This is a genomic window from Rahnella sp. P4_A8 (assembly GCF_056402435.1).
In genome coordinates, this window is record NZ_JBFUHK010000005.1 from 1 (window position 1) to 22,572 (window position 22,572).

At 54.9% G+C, this 22,572-nt stretch carries 24 protein-coding genes and 1 pseudogene; 7 read left to right on the top strand and 18 right to left on the bottom strand.

Annotated elements, in window-relative coordinates:
- The 7 genes and pseudogenes from AC1DUO_RS04140 to fkpA form a co-directional block, all read right to left on the bottom strand.
- A pseudogene (locus tag AC1DUO_RS04140) lies at window positions 1-157 on the bottom strand (30S ribosomal protein S7); the annotation flags it as partial.
- Window positions 158-253: 96 nt separating this feature from the next.
- A complete protein-coding gene (gene rpsL / locus AC1DUO_RS04145; protein ID WP_013573668.1) occupies window positions 254-628 on the bottom strand; it encodes a 30S ribosomal protein S12 in 375 nt (124 codons plus the stop codon).
- A 143-nt stretch (window positions 629-771) separates the two neighbouring features.
- A complete protein-coding gene (gene tusB / locus AC1DUO_RS04150; RefSeq protein ID WP_013573667.1) occupies window positions 772-1,059 on the bottom strand; it encodes a sulfurtransferase complex subunit TusB in 288 nt (95 codons plus the stop codon).
- Between the two features lie 13 nt (window positions 1,060-1,072).
- Window positions 1,073-1,432 carry a sulfurtransferase complex subunit TusC gene (gene tusC / locus AC1DUO_RS04155; protein ID WP_013573666.1) on the bottom strand — a complete coding sequence of 120 codons (360 nt, stop codon included), beginning with the start codon at window positions 1,430-1,432 and terminating at the stop codon, window positions 1,073-1,075.
- Between the two features lie 22 nt (window positions 1,433-1,454).
- Complete coding sequence (tusD, locus tag AC1DUO_RS04160; RefSeq protein WP_013573665.1) at window positions 1,455-1,847, bottom strand: sulfurtransferase complex subunit TusD; 393 nt, start codon at window positions 1,845-1,847, stop codon at window positions 1,455-1,457.
- A complete protein-coding gene (locus AC1DUO_RS04165) occupies window positions 1,844-2,566 on the bottom strand; it encodes a helix-turn-helix transcriptional regulator (RefSeq protein ID WP_013573664.1) in 723 nt (240 codons plus the stop codon). Before AC1DUO_RS04165 ends, tusD begins: the two co-directional genes overlap by 4 nt.
- A 264-nt stretch (window positions 2,567-2,830) precedes the next feature.
- A complete protein-coding gene (gene fkpA, locus AC1DUO_RS04170; RefSeq protein WP_013573663.1) occupies window positions 2,831-3,685 on the bottom strand; it encodes an FKBP-type peptidyl-prolyl cis-trans isomerase in 855 nt (284 codons plus the stop codon).
- A 293-nt stretch (window positions 3,686-3,978) separates the two neighbouring features.
- Here fkpA and AC1DUO_RS04175 point away from each other — a divergent pair, with 293 nt between their 5' ends.
- Window positions 3,979-4,197 (top strand): protein SlyX, encoded by a 219-nt coding sequence (locus AC1DUO_RS04175; RefSeq protein ID WP_014411533.1) that lies wholly within the window; start codon window positions 3,979-3,981, stop codon window positions 4,195-4,197.
- Between the two features lie 232 nt (window positions 4,198-4,429).
- Here the strand turns inward: AC1DUO_RS04175 and slyD are convergent, their stop codons facing one another.
- From slyD to kefG, 4 genes are all read right to left on the bottom strand, one after another.
- Window positions 4,430-5,035, bottom strand: coding sequence for a peptidylprolyl isomerase (gene slyD / locus AC1DUO_RS04180; RefSeq protein WP_013573661.1), 606 nt, complete (start codon window positions 5,033-5,035; stop codon window positions 4,430-4,432).
- Between the two features lie 198 nt (window positions 5,036-5,233).
- Entirely contained in the window at window positions 5,234-5,437 is a 204-nt protein-coding gene (locus AC1DUO_RS04185) for a YheV family putative zinc ribbon protein (RefSeq protein ID WP_013573660.1), read from the bottom strand.
- Window positions 5,438-5,515: 78 nt separating this feature from the next.
- Window positions 5,516-7,324: a glutathione-regulated potassium-efflux system protein KefB gene (kefB, locus tag AC1DUO_RS04190; protein ID WP_013573659.1), complete on the bottom strand. Its 1,809-nt coding sequence runs from the start codon at window positions 7,322-7,324 to the stop codon at window positions 5,516-5,518.
- Window positions 7,324-7,878 (bottom strand): glutathione-regulated potassium-efflux system ancillary protein KefG, encoded by a 555-nt coding sequence (gene kefG, locus AC1DUO_RS04195; protein WP_014411531.1) that lies wholly within the window; start codon window positions 7,876-7,878, stop codon window positions 7,324-7,326. Before kefG ends, kefB begins: the two co-directional genes overlap by 1 nt.
- 129 nt (window positions 7,879-8,007) lie before the next feature.
- Here kefG and AC1DUO_RS04200 point away from each other — a divergent pair, with 129 nt between their 5' ends.
- On the top strand, window positions 8,008-9,924 hold the full coding sequence (locus AC1DUO_RS04200; RefSeq protein WP_119261134.1) for an ABC transporter ATP-binding protein: 1,917 nt from the start codon (window positions 8,008-8,010) through the stop codon (window positions 9,922-9,924).
- A 60-nt stretch (window positions 9,925-9,984) separates the two neighbouring features.
- Here AC1DUO_RS04200 and AC1DUO_RS04205 read toward each other — a convergent pair whose 3' ends face one another.
- Complete coding sequence (locus tag AC1DUO_RS04205; protein WP_013573656.1) at window positions 9,985-10,587, bottom strand: LysE family translocator; 603 nt, start codon at window positions 10,585-10,587, stop codon at window positions 9,985-9,987.
- A 100-nt stretch (window positions 10,588-10,687) separates the two neighbouring features.
- On the opposite strand from AC1DUO_RS04205, the gene AC1DUO_RS04210 reads away from it, so the two are divergent.
- Both AC1DUO_RS04210 and AC1DUO_RS04215 read left to right on the top strand, forming a co-directional pair.
- Window positions 10,688-11,683, top strand: coding sequence for a hydrolase (locus AC1DUO_RS04210; protein WP_014411530.1), 996 nt, complete (start codon window positions 10,688-10,690; stop codon window positions 11,681-11,683).
- Entirely contained in the window at window positions 11,680-11,925 is a 246-nt protein-coding gene (locus tag AC1DUO_RS04215; RefSeq protein WP_013573654.1) for a YheU family protein, read from the top strand. Before AC1DUO_RS04210 ends, AC1DUO_RS04215 begins: the two co-directional genes overlap by 4 nt.
- A 31-nt stretch (window positions 11,926-11,956) precedes the next feature.
- Here AC1DUO_RS04215 and AC1DUO_RS04220 read toward each other — a convergent pair whose 3' ends face one another.
- From AC1DUO_RS04220 to fdrA, 4 genes are read right to left on the bottom strand one after another with little or no spacing between them, the layout of a single operon-like run.
- Complete coding sequence (locus tag AC1DUO_RS04220) at window positions 11,957-12,856, bottom strand: carbamate kinase (protein ID WP_013573653.1); 900 nt, start codon at window positions 12,854-12,856, stop codon at window positions 11,957-11,959.
- A gap of 9 nt (window positions 12,857-12,865) precedes the next feature.
- Entirely contained in the window at window positions 12,866-13,627 is a 762-nt protein-coding gene (locus tag AC1DUO_RS04225) for an oxamate carbamoyltransferase subunit AllH family protein (RefSeq protein WP_119261133.1), read from the bottom strand.
- A complete protein-coding gene (locus AC1DUO_RS04230; protein ID WP_013573651.1) occupies window positions 13,624-14,892 on the bottom strand; it encodes a YlbE family protein in 1,269 nt (422 codons plus the stop codon). The genes AC1DUO_RS04225 and AC1DUO_RS04230 overlap by 4 nt, the downstream gene beginning before the upstream one ends.
- A gap of 33 nt (window positions 14,893-14,925) precedes the next feature.
- A complete protein-coding gene (gene fdrA, locus AC1DUO_RS04235) occupies window positions 14,926-16,593 on the bottom strand; it encodes an acyl-CoA synthetase FdrA (RefSeq protein WP_119261132.1) in 1,668 nt (555 codons plus the stop codon).
- Between the two features lie 297 nt (window positions 16,594-16,890).
- Here fdrA and allD point away from each other — a divergent pair, with 297 nt between their 5' ends.
- The 3 genes from allD to allE are packed head-to-tail and all read left to right on the top strand — an operon-like array spanning window position 16,891 to window position 20,006.
- Window positions 16,891-17,940 carry an ureidoglycolate dehydrogenase gene (allD, locus tag AC1DUO_RS04240; RefSeq protein ID WP_013573649.1) on the top strand — a complete coding sequence of 350 codons (1,050 nt, stop codon included), beginning with the start codon at window positions 16,891-16,893 and terminating at the stop codon, window positions 17,938-17,940.
- Between the two features lie 25 nt (window positions 17,941-17,965).
- The gene (gene allC / locus AC1DUO_RS04245; protein ID WP_013573648.1) at window positions 17,966-19,192 is read left to right on the top strand and encodes an allantoate deiminase; all 1,227 of its coding nucleotides are present in this window, start codon (window positions 17,966-17,968) and stop codon (window positions 19,190-19,192) included.
- Between the two features lie 22 nt (window positions 19,193-19,214).
- Complete coding sequence (gene allE, locus AC1DUO_RS04250) at window positions 19,215-20,006, top strand: (S)-ureidoglycine aminohydrolase (protein ID WP_477986588.1); 792 nt, start codon at window positions 19,215-19,217, stop codon at window positions 20,004-20,006.
- A 67-nt stretch (window positions 20,007-20,073) separates the two neighbouring features.
- Here allE and AC1DUO_RS04255 read toward each other — a convergent pair whose 3' ends face one another.
- Together AC1DUO_RS04255 and AC1DUO_RS04260 are read right to left on the bottom strand one after the other, a co-directional pair.
- Window positions 20,074-21,219 carry a glycerate kinase gene (locus tag AC1DUO_RS04255; protein ID WP_119261130.1) on the bottom strand — a complete coding sequence of 382 codons (1,146 nt, stop codon included), beginning with the start codon at window positions 21,217-21,219 and terminating at the stop codon, window positions 20,074-20,076.
- A gap of 24 nt (window positions 21,220-21,243) precedes the next feature.
- Entirely contained in the window at window positions 21,244-22,530 is a 1,287-nt protein-coding gene (locus AC1DUO_RS04260; protein WP_119261129.1) for a uracil/xanthine transporter, read from the bottom strand.
- Window positions 22,531-22,572: the final 42 nt, after the last annotated feature.

Consider the following 22,572-nt stretch of genomic DNA (forward strand, 5'->3'; position numbering starts at 1 on the left):
GTGTAGACGATTGCTTCTGCAGTGTGTAGACGATTGCTTCTGCAGTAGATTTTTTACCATCTACCATCAGAATGTTGACGAATTTTGCCAGCAGTTCGGATCCGAACTTAGGATCTGGCAGGATTTTACGTTGACCAATGACGCGACGACGTGGCATGGAAATACTCCGTTGTTAATTCAGGATTGTCCAAAACTCTAAGAGTTTATTTTGACAGTAAAGTGAAAATGTTTGGCCTTACTTAACGGAGAACCATTAAGACTTCGGCTTTTTAACGCCGTATTTAGAACGAGATTGCTTACGATCCTTAACGCCTGAACAGTCCAGTGCGCCACGGACGGTGTGATAACGCACACCTGGCAAGTCTTTTACACGACCGCCACGGATCAGGATCACGGAGTGTTCCTGCAGGTTGTGACCTTCACCGCCGATGTAGGAGGTAACTTCAAAACCGTTAGTCAAACGCACACGGCAGACTTTACGCAGTGCGGAGTTTGGTTTTTTAGGAGTGGTGGTATATACACGAGTACATACGCCACGTTTCTGCGGGCAAGCTTCCAGCGCTGGAACGTTGCTTTTAGCAACCTTCGTAGAGCGTGGTTTGCGTACCAGCTGATTAATTGTTGCCATTAAAAAGCTCCTGGATTTTGGTTCATAAACTACTTTGTAAACGCGTGATAAATCGCCCCATAAAAAGCATTAGCTAATATGGGGACGCAGAATTTTAGGGCTGACCTAAGAGGGTGTCAAGAAATATACAGCACATCGTTGTTTCACCATGCTGTTTGCTGGGTATGTTTCTCAGTCAGCGCGACGAAACCAGTATAGTCGATCAATGTGATTCTGTGTGAAATTTGACCAACCAGACCACGAGCCGCCAAATCTTCGCTTAAAACATAAATGGACTGCACATGCTGACTCATCAGGTTGCATGCCTCACTGCCATCAAGTGCAGCCAGCACGCCATCCTGCATCAGCAGAAGCGCATCGTCCTGGGCGATCATGTGAATAAGCAATGAAAAATCACAATGTTGCGGGGAATTGGCAAGAGTAAAAAGCATGGAGTTTCCTGATTTAAAACGTCATTACCACATCATATTCGGCCAGTCGCTGGCGAATTTCAGTCACGGGCAACGGCTCAACATCCAGAACCCATTCATGGCCAGCCGACAGGCCCCGTGTCTTTAATGACTCTTCACAAACGAAACACTGATCGACATCGTAAAGAGATAACACGCCGAACGTGGCAATATAATTACGCGCCAAAATTTTTTCCGGCTGCTGCGCTGGCATTAACTGGAAAACACCATCAGCTATGAAAAATACACCAATATCTTCGGTCAGCGCTGACGTTGCCAGCAACGCATCCAGCCCTTCCCGTCCTGCAGACGTACCGTGCGGACCCTGGGTGAATACAAACGCGATCTTCTTCATTATTGCTCCCTGCATTCACACATCAGAACTGCACCAGACGATCACAGGTCAACGAAGCTTCAGCCAGACTGCCCAGTCCGGTCAGGGTAAAACCCGGCTGCAAGTTAGTCTGCCCGTGCCCCTGATTATGGGCTTCTGTTTCATCTATCACACCGCGGCGTAATGCGGCAGCTACGCACACATTGAGTGCCACCTGGTAATCTGCCGCCATGCGCTGCCAGGATCGGACTAAATCGAATTCATCGGATGCCGGCGCGGAAAGCAAATTACCATTGAGCACACCTTCACGATAAAAAAACACGCTGTCGAGATGATGACCGCTGGCGATCAGCGCCAGTGCAAACTGATACGCGGCACTGGCTTGCTGAGTGCCGTATGCAGGGCCGGTGACCAGCAGGCAGTAACGCAGTTTCAACGTTCGTTCCCCACCAGATCACCGCTTTTAAACTGGCGGATATACAGGTAGACCGTGTGCTTAGAAATGTTGAGGCGATCCGCAACCTGATTAATCGCGTCTTTGATATCAAAAATACCCTTTTCATAAAGATTCAGAACCACCTGACGGTTCTTCGCATTGTTAGATACGTTGCGGTCAGCGTTGACTTCTTCAATGGTGAATTCCAGCGTCTGAGCCACCAGATCATCTACGGATGACGCGAAGTTCACGGACGATGCCACTTCCTGCGTCTCAGGCGGCATAAAGGTCTGAATGATTTGCGAGAAAGGTACGTCAAGATTCATGTTGATGCACAGCAAGCCAATCACGCGTTGCTCACGGTTGCGAATAGCGATGGTGACTGACTTCATCAGCACACCACTTTTCGCGCGGGTGAAATAAGCTTTGGACACATTACTGTCCGCACCGGTCATGTCATGCAACATGCGCAGCGCTAAATCCGTAATTGGCGAGCCGATTTTACGACCAGTATGCTCACCATTAGCAATACGGACCGCTGAACATTTCAGGTCTTCCAGTGAATGCAGAACAATTTCGCAATGCTCACCGATCAGCATCGCAAGCCCGTCCACCACGGCCTCGTATGAAGACAAAATCTCATGATCGACCTGGCTGAACGGACGTTGGTCCAGCAAATCCAGTTCACCGGTTTCGCCAGTTATAAGCGAATTAGACATCGAAGCTACCACCCTCTCTATCGCGCCTTCCAACGGGAGTCAGGACGCATTATTCATCATTCCACGGTCGTTACTGTATCAAAGACACAGAAAAAACGGCCTTACGATTATATGGATCTGTGACGTTATGCCGGGGAAACAAAAGCGTCAAGTTATCATCATAGAGTAACCTCAATAAAATGAAGGACAGGCGGCAAGAAAAGTGAGAGGCGAAAAAAAACCGCCGCATTTAGCGACGGTTTTCTGCAACGACTCAGCAGCAACTTAGTTTGCTTTTGGTGCTGCTTCAGCAGGTTTTTCAGCTGCTTTCGGGTCAGCCTTAGGTGCCGCTTTCACATCCAGCAGTTCAACATCGAACACCAGAGTGGAGTTAGCCGGGATCCCCGGAACGCCAGTTTTACCGTAGGCCAGTGCCGGTGGGATGACCAGCTTGATTTTGCCGCCTTTCTTGATGTGTTTCAGGCCTTCAGTCCAGCCAGGAATTACACCGTCAAGACGGAAGGACAGCGGCTCACCGCGGGTATAAGAATTATCAAACTCTGTACCGTCGGTCAGGGTACCTTTGTAGTTAACGACAACGGTATCGCTGTCTTTAGGCGCTGCGCCGGCACCTGGTTTTTCAACCTGATACAACAGACCTGACTCAGTTTTCTTCACGCCTTTTTCTTTGGTGAAATCAGCACGGAATTTGTCGCCTTTGTCAGCGTTAGCTTTCGCGTCCTGCTCCATCTTAGCCTGTGCTGATGCTTTCACACGGCCTTCGAAGGTTTGCAGAGTCTGCTCGATTTCCTGATCAGACAGTTTGCTTTTGTTCGCGAACGCGTCCTGAACACCGGCGATCAACTGGTCTTTATCCAGTTTGATGCCCAGCTTTTCTTGCTCTTTCAGGGAGTTGTCCATGTAGCGACCCAGCGATGCACCCAGAGCATACGCAGCCTGCTCATCATCACTTTTGAATTTGGCCGTATCTGTTGCTGCCGGAGCAGTTGCAGCAGGGGCAGCGGCTGGCGCAGTTGCAGCAGCGGCCGGTGCTGTGGCTTCAGCAGCCATAACCTGAGTGGCATTCAGGGCGATAGCCATGGTGGTTGCCAGCAGAGTTACTTTAAACAGTGATTTCATCCATTTCTCCAGGACCAGAAATCTGTGACCTCTGGTAATAATTACGAAAGTTCGGCGGTTACTATAACTGTCCGTCTCACGACAAAACAATCTCTATACACGCCATTAGCGTCTTATTCCGACCTTTTTTACATCAATAAGTTTCGTCACACGATCGGGATATACGGATAAAGCGTCAGGGAGGTCAGGTAATCCTGCGGCTTTACGGGTAGAATCGCCGGTCTACAATACAGGATGAGGTTCAGGTCAGTGCACAACATGATCAACACGAGCCATACAGTGAGGTAATGATGATGAACTCAAATACCATTGAACAACGTCTGGAGATGCTGGAAAACAAACTGGCTTTTCAGGAAATTACCATTGAAGAGCTGAACATGATTGTCACACAGCATCAGTTGGAAATGAGCAGACTGCACGATCACCTGCGCCTGCTGACAGACAAACTGCGTGCCAGCCAGCCATCAATGATTGCCGATCAGTCGGAAGAAACGCCGCCACCGCATTATTGATACGGATTGCGACGCAACAAAAAGGCGCCCTTGCGGCTAATGCCGGTCACTTAAGCATTTTTATGAATACAAATTCATTTTTGTGCTTCAAAGGATAATGAAGGAATCAGGCTTATAGCGCTATTTTTCTTCATCGAAGGCCCAAATTCACGGGCCTCATTTCCTTAAGTGACCGGCATTAGCCCTTGCGGCGCCTTTCGTTTATATCACTGTTATATCACTGTGCGGGCGATTAATGACAACCGCAGCCGCCGTTACCGCCGCAACCGCCTTTTTTGCCGTGATCATGACCGTGGTCGTGATCATGGTCGTGGCCGTGACCACCGCAGCAACCGTCACCGTGTTCATGGTCGTGACCATGATCGTGGCCGTGTTCGCCATGAACGTGGCCATGAGCCAGTTCTTCTTCGGTCGCTTCACGGATTGCCACCACTTCAACGTGGAAGTTCAGGTTCTGGCCAGCCAGCATGTGGTTGCCATCAACCACAACGTGGTCGCCATCAACTTCAGTGATTTCGACAGGAACCGGGCCCTGATCGGTATCAGCCAGGAAACGCATACCGACTTCCAGCTCATCAACACCCATGAACACGTCTTTAGGCACGCGCTGAACCAGGTTGTCGTCGTAGTTGCCGTAAGCATCGTTCGCGCCAACATGTACGTCAAATACGTCACCAATTGCATGACCATCAAGTGCAGTTTCCAGACCGGAGATCAGGGAACCATGGCCGTGCAGGTAATCCAACGGTGCGCTCACCGGAGATTCATCAACCAACACACCGTCTTCTGTACGTACCTGATATGCCACGCTGACGACCAGGTCTTTTGCTACTTTCATGATAACTCCTACCGTTGGAAACTCAATTTTTTGTCTGCGGGCGTTGCATAACGCACGCAACTTCGCTTAAGGCTAATTCAGTGACGGCCACTTTTCGATGAGATCATCCTGAAAAGCGCGATCGGATAAATTTGGCGAAGAGTGTAGCGGAAATCCGCGTCTCTGTACTACCAGCATAAAAAAACACGAGCCATAACGCTACTTCGGATCGAAAATACCAATCACCTGCTCTTCCGGGCGAAGCTTCTTGCTGACCTGCGCGTCAGTCTGACGCTGATGGTGTCCGCACTTTACACACTCCACCACTTCAACCTGATCTTCCTGCCATAAAGCCAGTGTATCCATCGCCTTACATTTCGGACACACCGCACCAGCGATGAACCGTTTACGGGTTGTAGCCATGTTACTTCTCCTGAAATTTCCGATATTGCGTCCGGTCAGTTTTCGATCAACCACCGAAATTATTTTTCTGCTACCGGGCTATTCGTCATCGTCCCAGCCATCAAGCTGGCGACGTTCGTTATGCATTTCACTCTGAAAGATGTCTTCCAGCTCTCGCCGGGCCTCTTTCACGCGGGAAATCTGCGCAACGTCGCCGCGGTTTTGCGGCACCAGTTCACGCAACATCCGCATGTCGAGCCGGCGAAAATGTTGCTGCGCGCGATACGCACTGTGCGGATGCATGCCCAGCGTCACGAGTGCTTTCTTCCCAAGCTCCAGCGCACTAGAAAACGTCTCGCGGGAAAAATTCACTACGCCGGCCTGCAAAAGCTCATGCGCTTCCACACGGCCACGGGCACGCGCCAGAATATTCAGATGGGGAAAATGCTGCTGGCATAAATGCACGATAGCCATCGTATCTTCCGGCTCATTGGAGGTAATAACGATCGACTTTGCCTTTTCCGCGCCGGACGCCCTGAGTAACTCCAGTTCGGTTGCATCGCCGTAATAGACTTTGTAGCCGTAAGTCCGCATCAACCCGACGGCGCTGATATCACGCTCCAGCACCGTAATGCGCATTTTGTTCGCCATCAGCAAACGTCCGATCACCTGCCCGAAGCGCCCGAACCCGACAATAATCACCTGCGGTTCGTCATCCTGAACAAAATGCTTTTCGTCGCTTTCTTCGCCGTCGTTGTAGCGTCGCACCAAAATCCGGTCAACCCACTGCATCAGCAGCGGCGTGGTCATCATTGATAACGTCACCACCACCAGCAACAGCGAAAGCTGCGACGAAGAAATCACTTTCTGCGCGCCCGCCGCCGAGAACAGCACGAAAGCAAATTCACCGCCCTGACTGAGCACGGCGGAAAATTGCAGCCGGACCGAAGTACGCAAGCCAAATACACGGGACAGCCCGTACAACAAGGCACCTTTGACAGTCACCAGAACAATCACGCCCGCCAGCACCAGCAAAATATGGGTATAAAGCACACCCAGATTCAGCGCCATGCCGACAGAAATAAAGAACAGCCCGAGCAGTAAACCCTTAAATGGCTCGATAGCGATTTCCAGTTCGTGCTGATATTCACTTTCAGCCAGTAAAATCCCGGCGATGAACGTCCCGAGTGCCATCGAAAAGCCCAGCGTATCCATAAACAGCGCCGAGCCGAGCACCACCAGCAACGCGGCGGCGGTAAACACTTCACGCACGCCGGAGGCCACAATCAGCCGGAAAATCGGCCGCAGCAGATAGCGTCCGCCAATCAACATCCCGCCAAAGGCCAGCACTTTCAGGCCGATCATTTCCCAGTTATTGCTGCCTTCGGAGCCCCCCGCCAGAATCGGGATCAGCGCCAGTGCCGGGATCACCGCGATATCCTGGAACAGCAGCACGGCAAAACCCAACTGGCCGCCTTCGTTACGCGTCATGCCTTTATCGCGCATCAGTTGCAGTGCCATCGCCGTGGATGACATCGCCAGCCCGATACCGCCAATCACCGCCGCCTGCCAGGAAAACTTCGTGAGATACAACAAACCGCCAAGCACCAGCGCGGTCAGGATCACCTGCCCGGCACCGACGCCAAAGATTTGCCGCCGCAGCGCCCACAACTTACCGGGATTCAGTTCCAGCCCGATGATAAACATCAGGAAAACCACGCCCAGTTCGGAGAAGTGCAGGATCTCATCCACGTCACGGATAAAACCTAAGCCCCACGGGCCGATGGCAATCCCCGCCAGCAAATAGCCGAGTACCGCGCCGATACCTAAACGTTGCGCCAGAGGCACGGCGACCACCGCAGCGAATAAAAACAGCAGGATTGCCGTAGGAATACTTGAAACGTCCATCAGACGATCCCCCCATGCGGCAACGGGGATTGCAGCCATTCGCCGTACGCTTCGGCATGGCTCTGCAACACATCAGGTTTCTGACGTCGCGCCCAGTAAATAACGATTGGCGTCATCCAGTGCATATGGCACATCGCCGACGTCAGCTCGAACGGACGCATAATATCGGACATCGGATAACGGTTATAACCGCCCGCACGGTAAGCGCCTTCCGGCTCGCCGGTGGTAACGACCGAACGCCAGTATTTGCCGTTAAGCGCATTCCCGCCAGCACCGCTGGCAAACCCCCGGGCCAGCACGCGATCCATCCATTCCTTTAATAAAGCCGGGCAACTATAGGTATAAAGAGGATGCTGGAAGACAATCACTTTGTGTTCACGCAGCAGTTGTTGTTCGCGGTGGATATCAATAAAAAAATCAGGATAGTGGGCGTACAAATCATGCACGGTGACATGCTCAAGTTGCTGTGCCTGCTGTAACAAAACGCGGTTGGCGACTGAATCGGGTGATTCCGGGTGGGCGTACAGCAGCAAAACCTTTGGTGGCTGCGACATCAATACCTCCAAAGCGTCGTCAGGGTGCGGTTTTTCCGTTACCATGCTTCGCAAAGACAAAATGGGACGCGATACGTCTTGTTTAAATCATTATCATGACAATTTAACATACTCTCAACACGGCGCTTTATGATTGTTTTCTCCTCCTTACAAATCCGACGCGGCACTAACGTGCTGCTGGACAACGCGTCTGCGACCATCAATCCCGGCCAGAAAGTCGGGCTGGTGGGCAAAAATGGCTGCGGTAAATCCACCCTGATTTCGCTGCTTAAAGGTGAAATGAGCGCCGATGCAGGCAACCTGACGTTTCCGTCCAACTGGGCGCTGGCCTGGGTCAATCAGGAAACACCCGCTCTGGACCAGCCTGCGATAGAGTATGTTATCGACGGTGACCGCGAATTTCGCCAACTGGAAGCGCAATTGCAGCACGCTAACGAGCGTGATGACGGCCACGCTATCGCCACGCTGCACGGTAAACTCGACGCCATCAACGCCTGGACCATTCCGGCGCGCGCGGCGAGCCTGCTCAGCGGATTGGGCTTTACTCAGAATCAGTTGCAGCAGCCAGTCAAATCGTTCTCCGGCGGGTGGCGCATGCGTCTCAACCTTGCGCAGGCGCTGATTTGCCGTTCTGATTTACTGCTGCTCGATGAACCGACTAACCACCTGGATCTCGACGCCGTCATCTGGCTGGAGAAATGGCTGAAAAGCTACACCGGCACGCTGGTGCTGATTTCCCATGACCGGGACTTTCTCGATCCGATCATCGATAAAATACTGCATATCGAACAGCAGACGCTGAACGAATACACCGGTAACTACTCGTCTTTCGAACGCCAGCGTGCGACCAAACTGTCGCAACAGCAGGCATTGTTTGAAAGTCAGCAGGAGAAAGTGGCGCATCTGCAAAGTTATATTGACCGTTTCCGTGCGCAGGCGACCAAAGCCAAGCAGGCGCAAAGCCGTATTAAAATGCTGGAACGCATGGAGCTGATAGCCCCGGCGCACGTCGACAATCCTTTTCATTTTAGCTTCCGCTCGCCGGAAAGTTTGCCCGATCCGCTGTTGCGGATGGAAAAAGTCAGCGCCGGTTATGGCGACACCACGATTCTGGAGTCGATCAAACTGAATCTGGTGCCGGGTTCACGTATCGGCTTACTGGGCCGTAACGGGGCCGGGAAGTCCACGCTGATCAAACTGCTGGCTGGCTCCATGCCGCCGCTTCACGGTGACATTGGTCTGGCGAAAGGCGTCAAACTCGGTTACTTCGCGCAGCATCAGCTGGAGTTCCTGCGCGCAGAAGATTCGCCGCTGCAACATCTGGTGCGCCTGGCGAACAAAGAAACCGAACAGCAGTTGCGCGATTATCTCGGTGGATTTGGTTTCCACGGCGATAAAGTGACGGATCCTACCGGGCGATTCTCCGGCGGTGAAAAAGCGCGTCTGGTGCTGGCACTGATTGTCTGGCAGCGCCCTAACCTGCTGTTGCTCGATGAACCGACCAACCACCTGGATCTCGATATGCGTCAGGCGCTGACCGAAGCGCTGATCGACTTCGAGGGCGCGATGGTTGTCGTGTCGCATGACCGCCACTTACTGCGCTCCACCACTGACGATTTGTATCTGGTACACGGCGGCAAAGTGGAACAGTTCGACGGCGATCTGGAAGATTATCAGCAATGGCTGGTGGACATTCAGCGTCAGGAAAGCCAGCAGGACGCACCGGCCAAAGACGGCGGCGTTAACAGCGCGCAGTCGCGTAAAGACCAGAAACGTCGCGAAGCCGATTTCCGCAATCAGACCCAGCCGCTGCGTAAGCAAATCACCAAACTTGAAGCGCAGATGGAAAAATTAAGTACAGAACTGGCGACCATTGAAGAGCGTCTGGCTGATTCCGCGATTTACGACAACAGCCGTAAAGCCGATCTCACCGAATGTCTGCAACAGCAGACCAAAGTGAAAGGCGCGCTGGAAGAGACCGAAATGACCTGGCTCGATGCACAGGAACAACTGGAAGACATGTCGAAGGCCTTTGATCTCGACTAGAAGATCGTTCGGTAAGAAATGAGAAAGGCGCCACGACGGCGCCTTTCTTTTGTCTGCAAATCAGTGCCAGATCAGCAATACGCAGGCGGCGGTCAGGATCCCCATCGCGATATTAAAGGTATACCACGCACGCCTGCTGCGCAGCAGGCGGCCAATTACGGTACCGAAGCCAAGCCAGATGATCCCGGACACCAGATTGACCAGGAACATCCCGAGGCTGATACCGGCAATAGAGTGGTTATAGGCGGCACCGGCCAGACTGAAGCTCGCGACCGCGCCCAGCCCCATCAGCCACGCTTTCGGGTTGAGGAATTGCAGCAACCAGCCCTGATACAAGCGGATCGGCCTGGGTGGCGGGGCGCCGGTTTCCAGTTTTTCATAGGCAGATGTCGCAATCTTCCACGCCAGCCACAGCAGATACAGGCTACCGGCGATTTTGAGGAACAGATGTAACGCAGGATAAATCGTGATGAGCCCGCCGACCCCAAACGCCACCAGCAGCAAAATACTTTGCATGCCAAGCATAATGCCGACCATCAGCCAGAGTGAGCGGAAGAACCCGAAGTTAGCGCCAGACGTGGTTAACAACATATTGTTCGGGCCAGGGGTGATAGCGGCGACCCATAAAAATCCAAGCATCGAGAAAAATAAACCAGGTTCCATTTAATTTGGGTTCTCCGACCCGAAAGATGTGCGATAGCATTGAAGCTAACAGCGTGATATTGATCGCACAAGAGTCTCTTAAGAGAAATTTATTCATCTTATGTTTGAATCCTTTCGCCCCCTGCGCGGAGCCAGTAATCCTCACATCCAGACGCTGTTACCGCGGCTCGTTCGGCGGCACGCAAAACTCAAACCTCACTGGCAAAGGCTGGATACGCCGGACGGGGATTTTCTGGATTTAGCCTGGACTGAAGACCCGGAACAGGCGCGACATAAACCACGCATGATCCTGTTTCACGGACTGGAAGGCAGTTTCTTCAGCCCTTATGCCCACGGTCTATTGCAGGCCTGGAAAGACAAAGGCTGGCTCGGCGTCGTCATGCATTTTCGCGGATGCAGCGGTGAACCCAATAAACTGCTGCGTATTTACCATTCCGGTGAAACCGAAGACGCCCGTTTTTTCATTCGCTGGCTCAATGAAACTTATGGCGAAGTCCCGACCGGCGCGGTGGGCGTGTCGCTCGGCGGCAATATGCTGGCCTGTTATCTCGGGCAGGAAGGGGAAACGTGTACGCTGAGCGCCGCCGTGGTGGTCTCCGCGCCGCTGATGCTGGAACCTTGCGCTTACCGGCTGGAACAAGGTTCATCACGGATTTATCAGCGCTATCTGCTCGATCAGCTCAAAGGCAATGCCTCGCGCAAACTGGCGAAATATCCGGGCACATTGCCCGTCACGCTGGAGCAGCTAAAAGCCATGCGTTACCTTCGTGAATTCGACGACGCCATCACCTCAAAAGCACACGGATTTACCGACGCGCTGGATTATTACCGCCGGTGCAGCGGCCTGCCGTTACTGGCGCAGATCAGAACGCCGTTGCTGATTATCCACGCCAAAGACGACCCGTTTATGACGCCGGAGGTCATCCCGAAAGCAGAAGATTTACCGGATTGCGTGGAATATCAGTTAACAGAACATGGCGGACATGTCGGGTTTGTTTCCGGCAGCTTACGTCATCCGCAGATGTGGCTGGAGCAACGCATTCCGGCCTGGATCGCCCCGTATTTAGAAAATAAGACTAAGGAAACAACAGAGTGATTATTCCCTGGCAGGAACTGGACGCTGAACTGCTCACCAGCGTGGTGGAATCCTTCGTATTGCGCGAAGGCACCGATTACGGCGAGCAGGAACGATCGCTGGAACAAAAAGTCGATGACGTGAAACGTCAGCTGAAAAGTGGCGAGGTTGTGCTGGTCTGGTCAGAACTGCATGAAACGCTGAACATTATGCCGCGTGGTCAGTTCCGCGCCGGGCAGGAAGAAACCCCGCAGGACTGGTAACTCACGGCTCCGTCGATGCGGAGCCGTTTTCTTACGCCGTTGCCGAAATACAGGTTCCGGCGTCTCCCGCCAGCACCGCCTCGATCTGATCCAGCGCGCCGATATAGGCCGGATAGCCGCTGTAATTCACAAACGCGCTGACCGCCGCGACTTTGGGGCCCATCGAACCGTCGTTTTGCGCAAAAGGCGCGAGCTGCGCGGGCGTCGCACGACGGATCGCCCGTTGCTGCGGCGTGCCCCAGTGTTCATACACCGCATCGGCATCGGTCAGGATCACCAGCTTTTGCGCCTTCAGTTGACGCGCCAGCAGCGCTGCCGACAAATCCTTGTCGATTACCGCCTGCGCGCCGTTGCCATCTTCAAACACCGGAATACCGCCACCGCCATTACAAATCACCACGTGCCCGCGCGCCAGCAATTGCTGAATAGCGTCGATATCCACAATCCGCTTAGGCACGGGTGACGCCACCACGCGGCGCAAATAAGCCCCGTCGGCTTTCATTTTCCAGCCATGCAGATTTTCCAGTTCCTGCTGAGATCCCGGCGGGTACACCGGCCCGATAAATTTTTCGGGAGAGGCAAACGCCGGATCGCGGCTGTCGACTTCAATGCGCGTCAGCACGGTGGACACCTCTGGCATGCCCGTCTGCTGCCCGAGCATTTGCGCCAGCATAAACCCGATCATGCCCTGTGTTTCTGCGACCAGAATATCCAGCGGATAGGCGGGCACCTCCGTATACGCCTGATTTTGTAATGACAACAATCCGACCTGGGGCCCGTTGCCGTGAACAATCGCCAGACGGTAGCGCGTCGCCAGCCGCGCCAGCGCACCGGCCACCGTCGCAATATTGCGATACTGATTTTCAGCCGACAGGCATTCGCCACGTTGTAAAAGCGCATTACCGCCCAGTGCGACCACTAAAGTTTCCATGTTTCCTCCTTAAAGAAAGTGTTCCCTTAAAAGCGTCAATGCCAGCCAGACGCCAAGCAGCGTATCGGCACCCGACGTGTGCCCCAGCGCCAGAACCTGCTCTGCGCGCCGGGCACGAATCAGATGCAGCAATGGGGTGGAAAATTGTCTTCTCACCGCATGATGCAGATAGGCGCAACTGACCGATGATGTGAGCGTGCGCAGGTCCGGTGTATGATCAAAAAAGTCACCGACCGGCAACCCGTGCGCCGCACACACCAGCAACATGCCGGTCAGCGTGTCGTCGTGGCTCGGTGTCAGCCCCGCGCCTTTGCCCACTACGTTCTGCCAGTCAACGCGATGCCCCTGCAACTGCCGCAATAACTGATGCTGAATATGCGCCAGTTCTCCGCCGGGCGGTTCAAGGACAACCTGACGAAGCTCACCGAACAGCCCCGTAAGCTGCGGGCATCCGGTCAGAAAACCGTGCACATAGTCGTAAAGCTGCCGCGAGCCTTGTGTTACGTGCAAATCCAGTCTGCGCGCGGGCGGGTTTTCAGCACCCGCCCGCATCACATCGCCCAACGTCAGACGACTGAGTAGCCCTTCAAAATCCCGCGCCCGCAACAGCCATCCCATCGGGCTCAACCCTTTGCCGTATCGATGCAGCGTCAGCCATTCGCCCCGCTCATTGATCAGGTTGATGGCGCGGGAAAACAAACCAACGACCAGCCAGTCACCGGGACATACCGGTGCGTGAGCGCTGACCGCCAGCGGTGCGGGAATATTCATACCTGAGGATGCACCCCGAGATGTTCCGCCAGAGCCTCCAGCGCCTGTTCGAAGCAGGCCAGCGGCGCACGTACCGTGCCTGCACCAATCTGACCAATCCCCGGTTCGCGGTGAGCAATGCCGGTGTTAATCAGCGGCGTGATGCCGGTTTCCACCACACGCCGCACATCCAGCCCGAGGCAGGCGCCCTGAAAATCCCAGCCGGGAATTTGCAGCATCATGTTGCGTTCGAGGAAGATTTCCGCCATTTCCTCAGACACGGTGATGGCGGCGTCCATCCCGCCTGCGCCGACAAAACGGGTCACGCCCGGCGCGGCAATCATCGCTGCGCCGCCGACGCCAAAGGTTTCCGTGATGGCGCTGTCGCCCATGTCCGGGTTGGCGTCTTGCTGGCTGTAGCCGCTGAAGAACAACCCCTGCGGCATATTGACCGGTGCGGTAAACCAGCGGTCACCGAGGCCGCTGACGCGGATACCAAACTCTTTGCCGTTGCGGGTCATGGCGGTGACGATACTGCCTTTGCCGATGGCCGCACCGGCATCCATTGCCGCCTTGCAGTAAGCCATCGCCAGATTGAGGAAGAACTGATCGGTCGTACTCAGAAAATGCAAAACGTCAGTCAGCGTGGTTTTATCCAGATTGCCTGCCGCCAGTTGCGGTGCCAGCGAACGCATCAGTAACGCCGAAGTGGCGATATTGCGCTGATGGAATTCATCGCCCATCGTAATGCCCTGCGCCATCATCGCCGTTAAATCGATACCGCGCTCGAGACGATGCAACGCGCCACTCAGTGCCGGTGCCAGCACGTCGCGCATCCAGCGCAAACGCATCTGAACATCCGGGCCATAGGCACCGAAACGCATCACCTTGCCGATACCTTCGTTCATGTTGCAGAAAGCACGGTTGCCGTCAGTGAGATTGCCGATCACCAGCACCGGCATGTTCGCCGACGTGATACCGCCCATCGGCCCGACCGCACTGACGTGATGGCAAGGCACAAACCGGATTTCGCCACTATTCAGTAATTGCAACGCACGTTGTTCATCCTGCGCCCAGCCTTCAAACAGACAGGCGCCGATGCAGGCACCGCGCACCGGGCCGGTCATGTCTTCCCAGCAGACGGGCGGACCTGCATGCAGCAGGGTTTTTCCCTGATTCAGCACCGGGATCACCTGACGGGCGGGCTGAACATCAAGCCAGTGCGGTCGCGCCTGACGAATGCGTTCGATAACGGCGGTATTGGCCTGTTCGAGGGTATTTTTCATAAGATGTCTCGTTATCCGAAGAGGGGAAACGGCTCAGCCCAGTTGTTTTAACAAGCTGGCCAGCCGGAGATTGCCACCCGCAACGGGCGACCATGGGTAGTGCACGACCGGCACCGAAGCCGATTGCAAATCCAGCGCAAAACTGCGCAGTCCGGCGTTGATCACCGCGACCTGCGACAACAGCGGGCAAGTTGATGCCGCAGGTGTCACGGCAGTTTGGGTACATAAGGTGTGTGCCAGCAGCGTGGCTTCCGGCAGGGTTTGCACCACCAAAATGCCCGCCTCGCGCAATAGGGCGATTTGCTGCGAACGGCACTGCGGATCCTGCTCACTGCCCGTCACCATGGCGATCACCACCAGCGGCGCATGTCGGGCGCGCTGCGTCATCAGTTGCCTGACAGCCGTTGCCACCGAACCGGCCGGATCGCGCTGCGCACCATAACCAATGACCACATCCAGCAGCAGCACGCCGGTTTCAGATTTACCGGCCAGCCCGAGAATCAGCTGTTCCCGCGAGGTCGGGTCAATCATCGGATGCGGTTTGCCAACGGTGTAGAAATCGTCGCCCAAATCAATGATGCGGTGTCCGTTGTGGTCAAGCATGGTGCCGTGCTCATGGACATGATCGGCTTCCACGTCCAGCAGACCGGCCAGCACCATTGCGGCCTCGGCGGCCAGCGTGCCACCGGTAAACAATCCGGCGATTTTTTTACCCGTGACATCAGGCTGCGATGCGGCAACCTGAACCACCCGCGCCAGCAGGCAGGCGATGCGTGCCGCTTCATCGAGGGTCGATGCCAGCCAGACATTGCCGTCACGTGCCTGGCTGACCGGCGCACCGAGAAACAGCGCCACCACTGGCTTACGAATAGCTTTCATCGCTGCCATCACTTTCAGGCGAACGGCATCTGCCGGGGGTTTGGAGACAAAGGCCAGCACCTGACTTTGCGGATCCTCCGCCAGCATCTTCAGCGACGTCAGCGCACTGATGCCGCCGACCTGCGCGGAAAGATCGCGTCCTCCGAGGCCGATAGCCTGCGAAATGCCCTGTCCGTTCAGCGCAATTTGCGACGTCAGTTCCTGAATGCCGGTACCGGATGCGCCGGTCACGCCAATCACGCCTTGCGGCAACACATTGGCAAACGCCAGCGGTGCACCGGCAATAATGGCGGTGCCGCAATCCGGCCCCATCACCAGCAACCCTTTCTCACAGGCTTTTTGTTTAAGCGCGATTTCGTCTTCCAGCGTGACGTTATCAGAGAAAATCATCACGTTGCGGCCACTGTCGAGCGCCTGATGCGCCAGCCCGGCGGCATACTCGCCCGCAATGGAAATCAGCATCAGATTAGCGTCAGGAAGGCGTTGTTCCGCGCTGGAAAAACGGCGCGCTACCGGCAGAGATCGCCCGCCGCGTTGCCCGGCTGACATGGCTTTTAAGGCGTCTTCAAGCTGTGCGGTAATCGCAGCAATAATGCCTGCTTCGCGACTTTCGCTACGCACCGCCACGCAGATATCATTCGGCGTCGCCTGTTCAAAACAGGCATGCCAGAAACCGGTGGCTTCTAATAACGCTTTATTGGCGGGTGTCCCCATCATCACCGATACATCGTCAACGTCCGGTGATTCACTGAGCTGGCGGGAAATAATCATCAGGCTGACGGAATCCTGAAAACTTCCTTTTTTAATACAGGCGTGGATCATCTGCTTCCCTTATATTTTCAGACGGTGAGACGCAGGCTACGCAGAAATAAAACCTCGCAAGGTGAACTGGCTCACACTTGATTTATTGTCAGGTTTAATTAAATAACCACGCTGATTTACATGTGAAAAAATTAAATAATGAATAACGATTAAATAAAAAATTAATAAGAAAAAATGCGCATTAGCAAATTGATTTTCGCTATCCCTGATTAGTTATTCAGATCACATTCTCACGCGGGATATCCCGTATTTTCTTCGCTATTCAACTCCTCATTCGCTGCAAATAAGGAACGCCAGATGAAGGTCAGTCGCGAAGAATTACACCAGCTTATTGCCCGCAAACTCACCACCGCCGGTTTAACGCCGGAACATGCCGCCGTGGTGGCCGACGTGCTCTCTTATGCTGATGCCAGAGGCATCCATTCTCACGGCGCGGTGCGGGTTGAATATTATGCCGAACGTATTGCCAGAGGCGGCACCAACACCTCTCCGGCGTTGCAGTGGGAAGAAACCGGGCCATGCAGCGGCATTCTGCATGCCGATAACGGCCCCGGACACGTCGCAGCAAACCTGGCGATGGAACATGCCATCGACATGGCAAAAACCAAAGGCGTCGCCGTGGTGGGAATCCGACAGATGGGGCATTGCGGCGCGCTGTCTTATTTCGTTCACCGCGCGGCCAAAGCCGGTTTGATCGCGGTTTCCGTTTGCCAGTCTGACCCGATGGTGGTGCCGTTTGGTTCCGCCGACATCTATTACGGCACCAACCCGATTGCCTTTGCCGCACCCGGCGAAGGGGAGCAAATCATCACCTTTGACATGGCGACCACCGTGCAGGCGTGGGGGAAAATCCTTGATGCCCGGGCGCGCAATGAAAAAATCCCTGACACCTGGGCGGTAGATGGCGCAGGCAATCCCACCACCGATCCTTATGCCGTCGAAGCGCTTCTGCCGATGTCCGGCCCGAAAGGCTACGGTCTGATGATGATGGTCGATGTGTTGTCCGGTATTTTGCTCGGCCTGCCGTTCGGGCGCTCCGTCAGCTCGATGTATGAAGACCTCACCGCCGGTCGTGACCTCGGCCAGTTGCACATTGTGATTAATCCGGCGTTCTTTACCTCTTCTCAGATATTCAGAAAAAATATCAGCCAGATGCTGGCCGAATTAGTGGCACTTCGCCCGGCGCCGGGTTTTGAAAAAGTGCTGTATCCGGGTCAGAACCTGGATATTTATGAAGAGCATACGAAAGCCAATGGAATAGAACTGATAGATGATATTTATCGTTATTTAATTTCCGATGAGCTTTATACCCACACTTATCAAACACAATCTCCTTTCGCACATTAATTATTTATTTAAAGGTGAATATGCTATGTCGCCCTTTTATCAGCACGTAGAAAGTCAGCTCGACTGGTTATCGGTATTTGGCGCAGATCCGGCTGGCGGTATTTCCCGCCTGCTTTATTCCCCCGAATGGCTGGAAACGCAAAATCAGTTAAAACAGCGGATGACGCAGAATGGGTTTGCCACCCGTTTCGACGCCGTCGGCAATTTATATGGCCGCATCGAAGGCAGTGACCGCAAAGACGAGGTCATTCTCTCCGGCTCGCATATCGATACGGTGGTCAGCGGTGGCCATCTCGACGGACAGTTCGGTGTGCTCGCCGCCTTTATCGCCATGCGCTATCTGAAAGACACCTTTGGCACGCCGCGCCGCACGCTGGAAGTGGTGTCGCTGGCCGAAGAAGAAGGCAGCCGTTTTCCCTATGTTTTCTGGGGCAGTAAAAACATTGTCGGACAGGCCGATCCTGCCGATGTGCGCAACATCACCGATGCGCAGGGCGTGAAATTTACCGATGCGATGCAGCAATGCGGTTTCACGCTGCCTGGTTCTCCGTTGCCCGCCCGCCGCGATATCAAAGCCTTTGTCGAACTGCATATCGAGCAGGGCAGCGTGCTCGAACGCAATCAACAGCAACTTGGCGTGGTGCATGCGATTGTCGGTCAGCGCCGCTATACCGTGACCCTGACCGGCACCGCCAATCACGCGGGCACTACGCCGATGAGTTACCGCAAAGATACCCTTCAGGCATTCAGTCAGATTTGCGTGACGGCTACCGAAAGCGCCGAAGCGCACGGCGATCCGCTGGTGCTGACCTTCGGCAAAGTGGTGCCGGTGCCGGGTACCGTTAATGTCGTGCCGGGTAAAACCGTGTTCAGCATTGATTGCCGCCACACCGATCAGCAGGCGCTGCTGGCGTTTACCACAGAACTGGACGCCACCATGCGGCGGATTTGCCAGGAACGCGGCATCGGCATCGACATTGATTTATGGATGGATGAAGCGCCGGTGCCCATGGACAAACAACTGGTGGCGCAACTCGACGCCCTGTGCCGTGAACAAAACAGCCGTTACCGCGTGATGCACAGCGGCGCCGGGCACGACGCGCAGATTTTCGCCGCCTGCGTACCGACCTGCCTGCTGTTCGTTCCCAGCATTGCGGGTATCAGCCACAACCCGGCAGAAAACACCGCTGTTGCCGATCTGGCCGCGGGCGTGGAAATGCTGGCGAAAATGCTGCATCAACTGGCTTATTAATCTGTCTTAAAGGGAGTTTACAATGGGTTATATCAACCAAAACACAGGCTATATCAATGATTTACTTTCTAACCGTTCCATCATCAAACGCGGGAATTATGCGCTGATTGAACCCGACGGTCTGGTCAAAAATACCCTGCCCGGTTTTGAGCGCTGTGAAATCACCATTCTGGCGACGCCGAAACTGGGCGCGACCTTTGTGGATTATCTGGTCAACATGCTGGAAGGGGGGAAAAACCTGGCGGGCTTCGGCGGCGACGCGCATATCGAAACCTTCGTCTACGTGATCGACGGTAACATCACTGCGAATGCCGAAGGTCAGGATTACCGGCTGGAAAGCGGTGGATATCTTTACTGCCCGCCGGGCGTGAGCATGACGCTGGTGAATGCCAACGGCGGCCAGAACAGCCGCTTATTCCTCTATAAAAAACGCTATACGCCAGTCAGTGGTTTCCAGCCGCATGTGGTGAGCAACAACGTGCATCAGCTGGAAAAAATCCACTACGAAGGCATGTCGGATGTGATTGTGCAGGATTTACTCCCTGCGGATCTGGGGTTCGATATGAACATTCATATTCTGACGTTTGCGCCAGGTGCCTGCCACGGCTATGTGGAGACGCACGTGCAGGAGCATGGTGCGCTGATCCTCAGCGGTGAAGGCATGTATAACCTGGATAACCACTGGATCCTGGTGAAGAAAAACGACTATATCTTTATGGGTGCGTACTGCCCGCAGGCCTGTTATGCCGTGGGGCGCGATGAGCCGCTGAGCTATATCTATTCGAAAGACTGTAACCGCGACGTCGAACTTTAACGGTTCGTGAATGTAATAAGAAAACCGCCATCGCTGGCGGTTTTTGTGTTTTGAGAAACCGATAACGTCAGGAAGAGACCTTCATGCCAAGCCGGTAAACTCGGGCAAGATTTTGCGCAGCGTAGCGCAGGTTTTCCTCCCCCTGCTCCAGCACCGTTTCCAGTGGCGCGAGGCGTGGGAGAATACTGAATACGGCTTCCAGCCCGTGCTGATGCACGACTTCCACTCCTTCGCCCAGAATGCCCGCCAGCCCGATCACCGGCACATGGTGGCGTTGTGCCAGCCGCGCCACACCGACCGGTGCTTTGCCGTTAATGGTCTGCTGATCCAGCCGCCCTTCGCCGGTGATCACCAGCGTAGCACCTTGCATCGCCTCTTCCAGCCCGATGGCATCCATAATAATGTCGATACCGGAACGCATGTTGCCACGCAGGAACAACCGAGCCGCCACACCCATTCCGCCCGCCGCGCCGCCGCCTGGCCACTCAAGCACGTTAACCCCGAGATGGCGGAAAATAACCGCCGCCAGATGGGCCAGCGCCGCGTCCAGAACCTGAACATCTTGCACCGACGCGCCTTTTTGCGGGCCGAATACTGCCGCCGCACCGCACGGGCCGGTCAGCGGATTTTCCACATCGCACGCCACTTCAATCCGGCACTGCGCTAAACGCGGATCCAACTGACTCAGATCAATAGCCGCCAGTTGCGCCAGCGCCGCGCCGCCCCACGGCAGATCAATGCCCTGCGCATCGGTAAAACGACCTCCGAGCGCCTGTACCATGCCAATGCCGCCATCAACGGTCGCGCTGCCACCAATGCCTAAAATGATATGGCGGATACCGCCGTCCAGTGCATGACGGATTAACTCACCGGTGCCGAAACTGGTGGCCGTGAGCGGGTCACGCTGTCCGGCGGGCACCAGCATCAGACCGCTGGCGGCGGCCATTTCAATCACCGCACAATCACCTTTGCCGTTCACACCGTAAAAACCACGCACGCGATGTCCCTGCGGGTCTGTCACTTCAATATCAATGCGATGGCCGCCGGTCGCGGCAATCAGCGCATCCACCGTGCCTTCGCCGCCGTCAGCGACCGGCAGACGGACGGCCTCGAGTTCCGGGAACACAGCGCGAAACCCGTCTTCAATCGCCATCGCCGCACATTCCGCACTTAAACTTTCCTTGAATGAATCGGGCGCAATAATAATTTTCATCTTCAATCCTTCGGTAATGGGGACTCAGTGAACCCGGTCCCAGGGCAATAAATTTTCCAGCGCAATCGCCAGCATCACGCCGGTCAGCAAACCATTACTCAGCAGCGGACGCAGCCACAGCGGCACCTGCTGCACATATCCGGCAGGCAGCCCCATCAGGAAAATCCCGGCAAACAGCGGGATCGCCAGACGGTAAACATTGCGGCTGCTGAGCCTGATGTGGGGCAGAAATGACAGCGACGAACTGAGCAGAGGCAGATAAGACACCAGCAACACGGCGCTGCTGATGCTCAACGGGATGCGGGCGAAAAACGCCGTCAGCGGCGTAAACAGACCAATGGCAACCACCACCAGCGCGCCGAGAATAAACGGTGCTTTGCGGTTGTCATTGGTTTGCGTCAGCAGGCCAATCGATGAGACAAACGGCGAAAAAGGCACGATGCCCAGAACAGCCGATCCCAGGGTAAACAGGCCGGAAACCACAAAACTGCGGCGATATTGCGGGGTCTGCTGCGGGTAAAAAATCTGGGTGCCGCGCAGCGCGCCAAAAGTATTCGAAATATTCAGCAGCCCGGTCATCGTGGCGGTCAGGATAATACCACCGCGTAATTCCTGCGGCGCGCCCAGCGGAAACCACTGCCAGTCTGTGCCGGTGCCCGGGCTGACGGCCTGCGGGAAAATGATCCTATATGCCGCCCAACCGAGCAACGTACCAGCCAGCAGGCCATATTTATTCCACGGTGACGGCAGCCAGACCACAATACCGACCACCAGCGCCGCCACGGCGAGCGCCAGCAGGAACGCCGGAAAATCAATAGCCACCGGCCCCTGCGGCACGCCAAAAGGGAGCCCCAGCATGCCTTTAATAAACAGCGACAGCAGTTGGGCACCGAGTAAAAACATAAACACCATCATCACCGCCGGACGAAACAACACGGCGATACGATGACCAAGCCCGCTCAGGCCAATCAGCACGGTGATCACACCGGAAAGTGCGATACCCACAGCCAGACTGCCGCCGATCACCGGCAGCGGCGTCCCTTGCGCGGCTTCCGCCAGCGTCACGGTGAGGATCACGCCCCACCACAATCCGGTCGGCCCTTCCATAATGGCACGGCCGTGGCCGAGCGCCGCCTGCGCCACGCACGCCAGCCCGGTGGCGATAAAAGAGTATTGCATCAGGCACAGCGTGGCCGCATCGGAAAGCTGAAACGCAGACTGTAATGTCGGCGGGATAACCACCGTGTTGCAGAAAATGAAGAAGAACCACTGGATACCCGGCAGGATTTGCGCTCTGGGAAATAACATCATGACAATCTGGCTGACCTCAAAAAGAAAAAGCCCGCCGTTTAC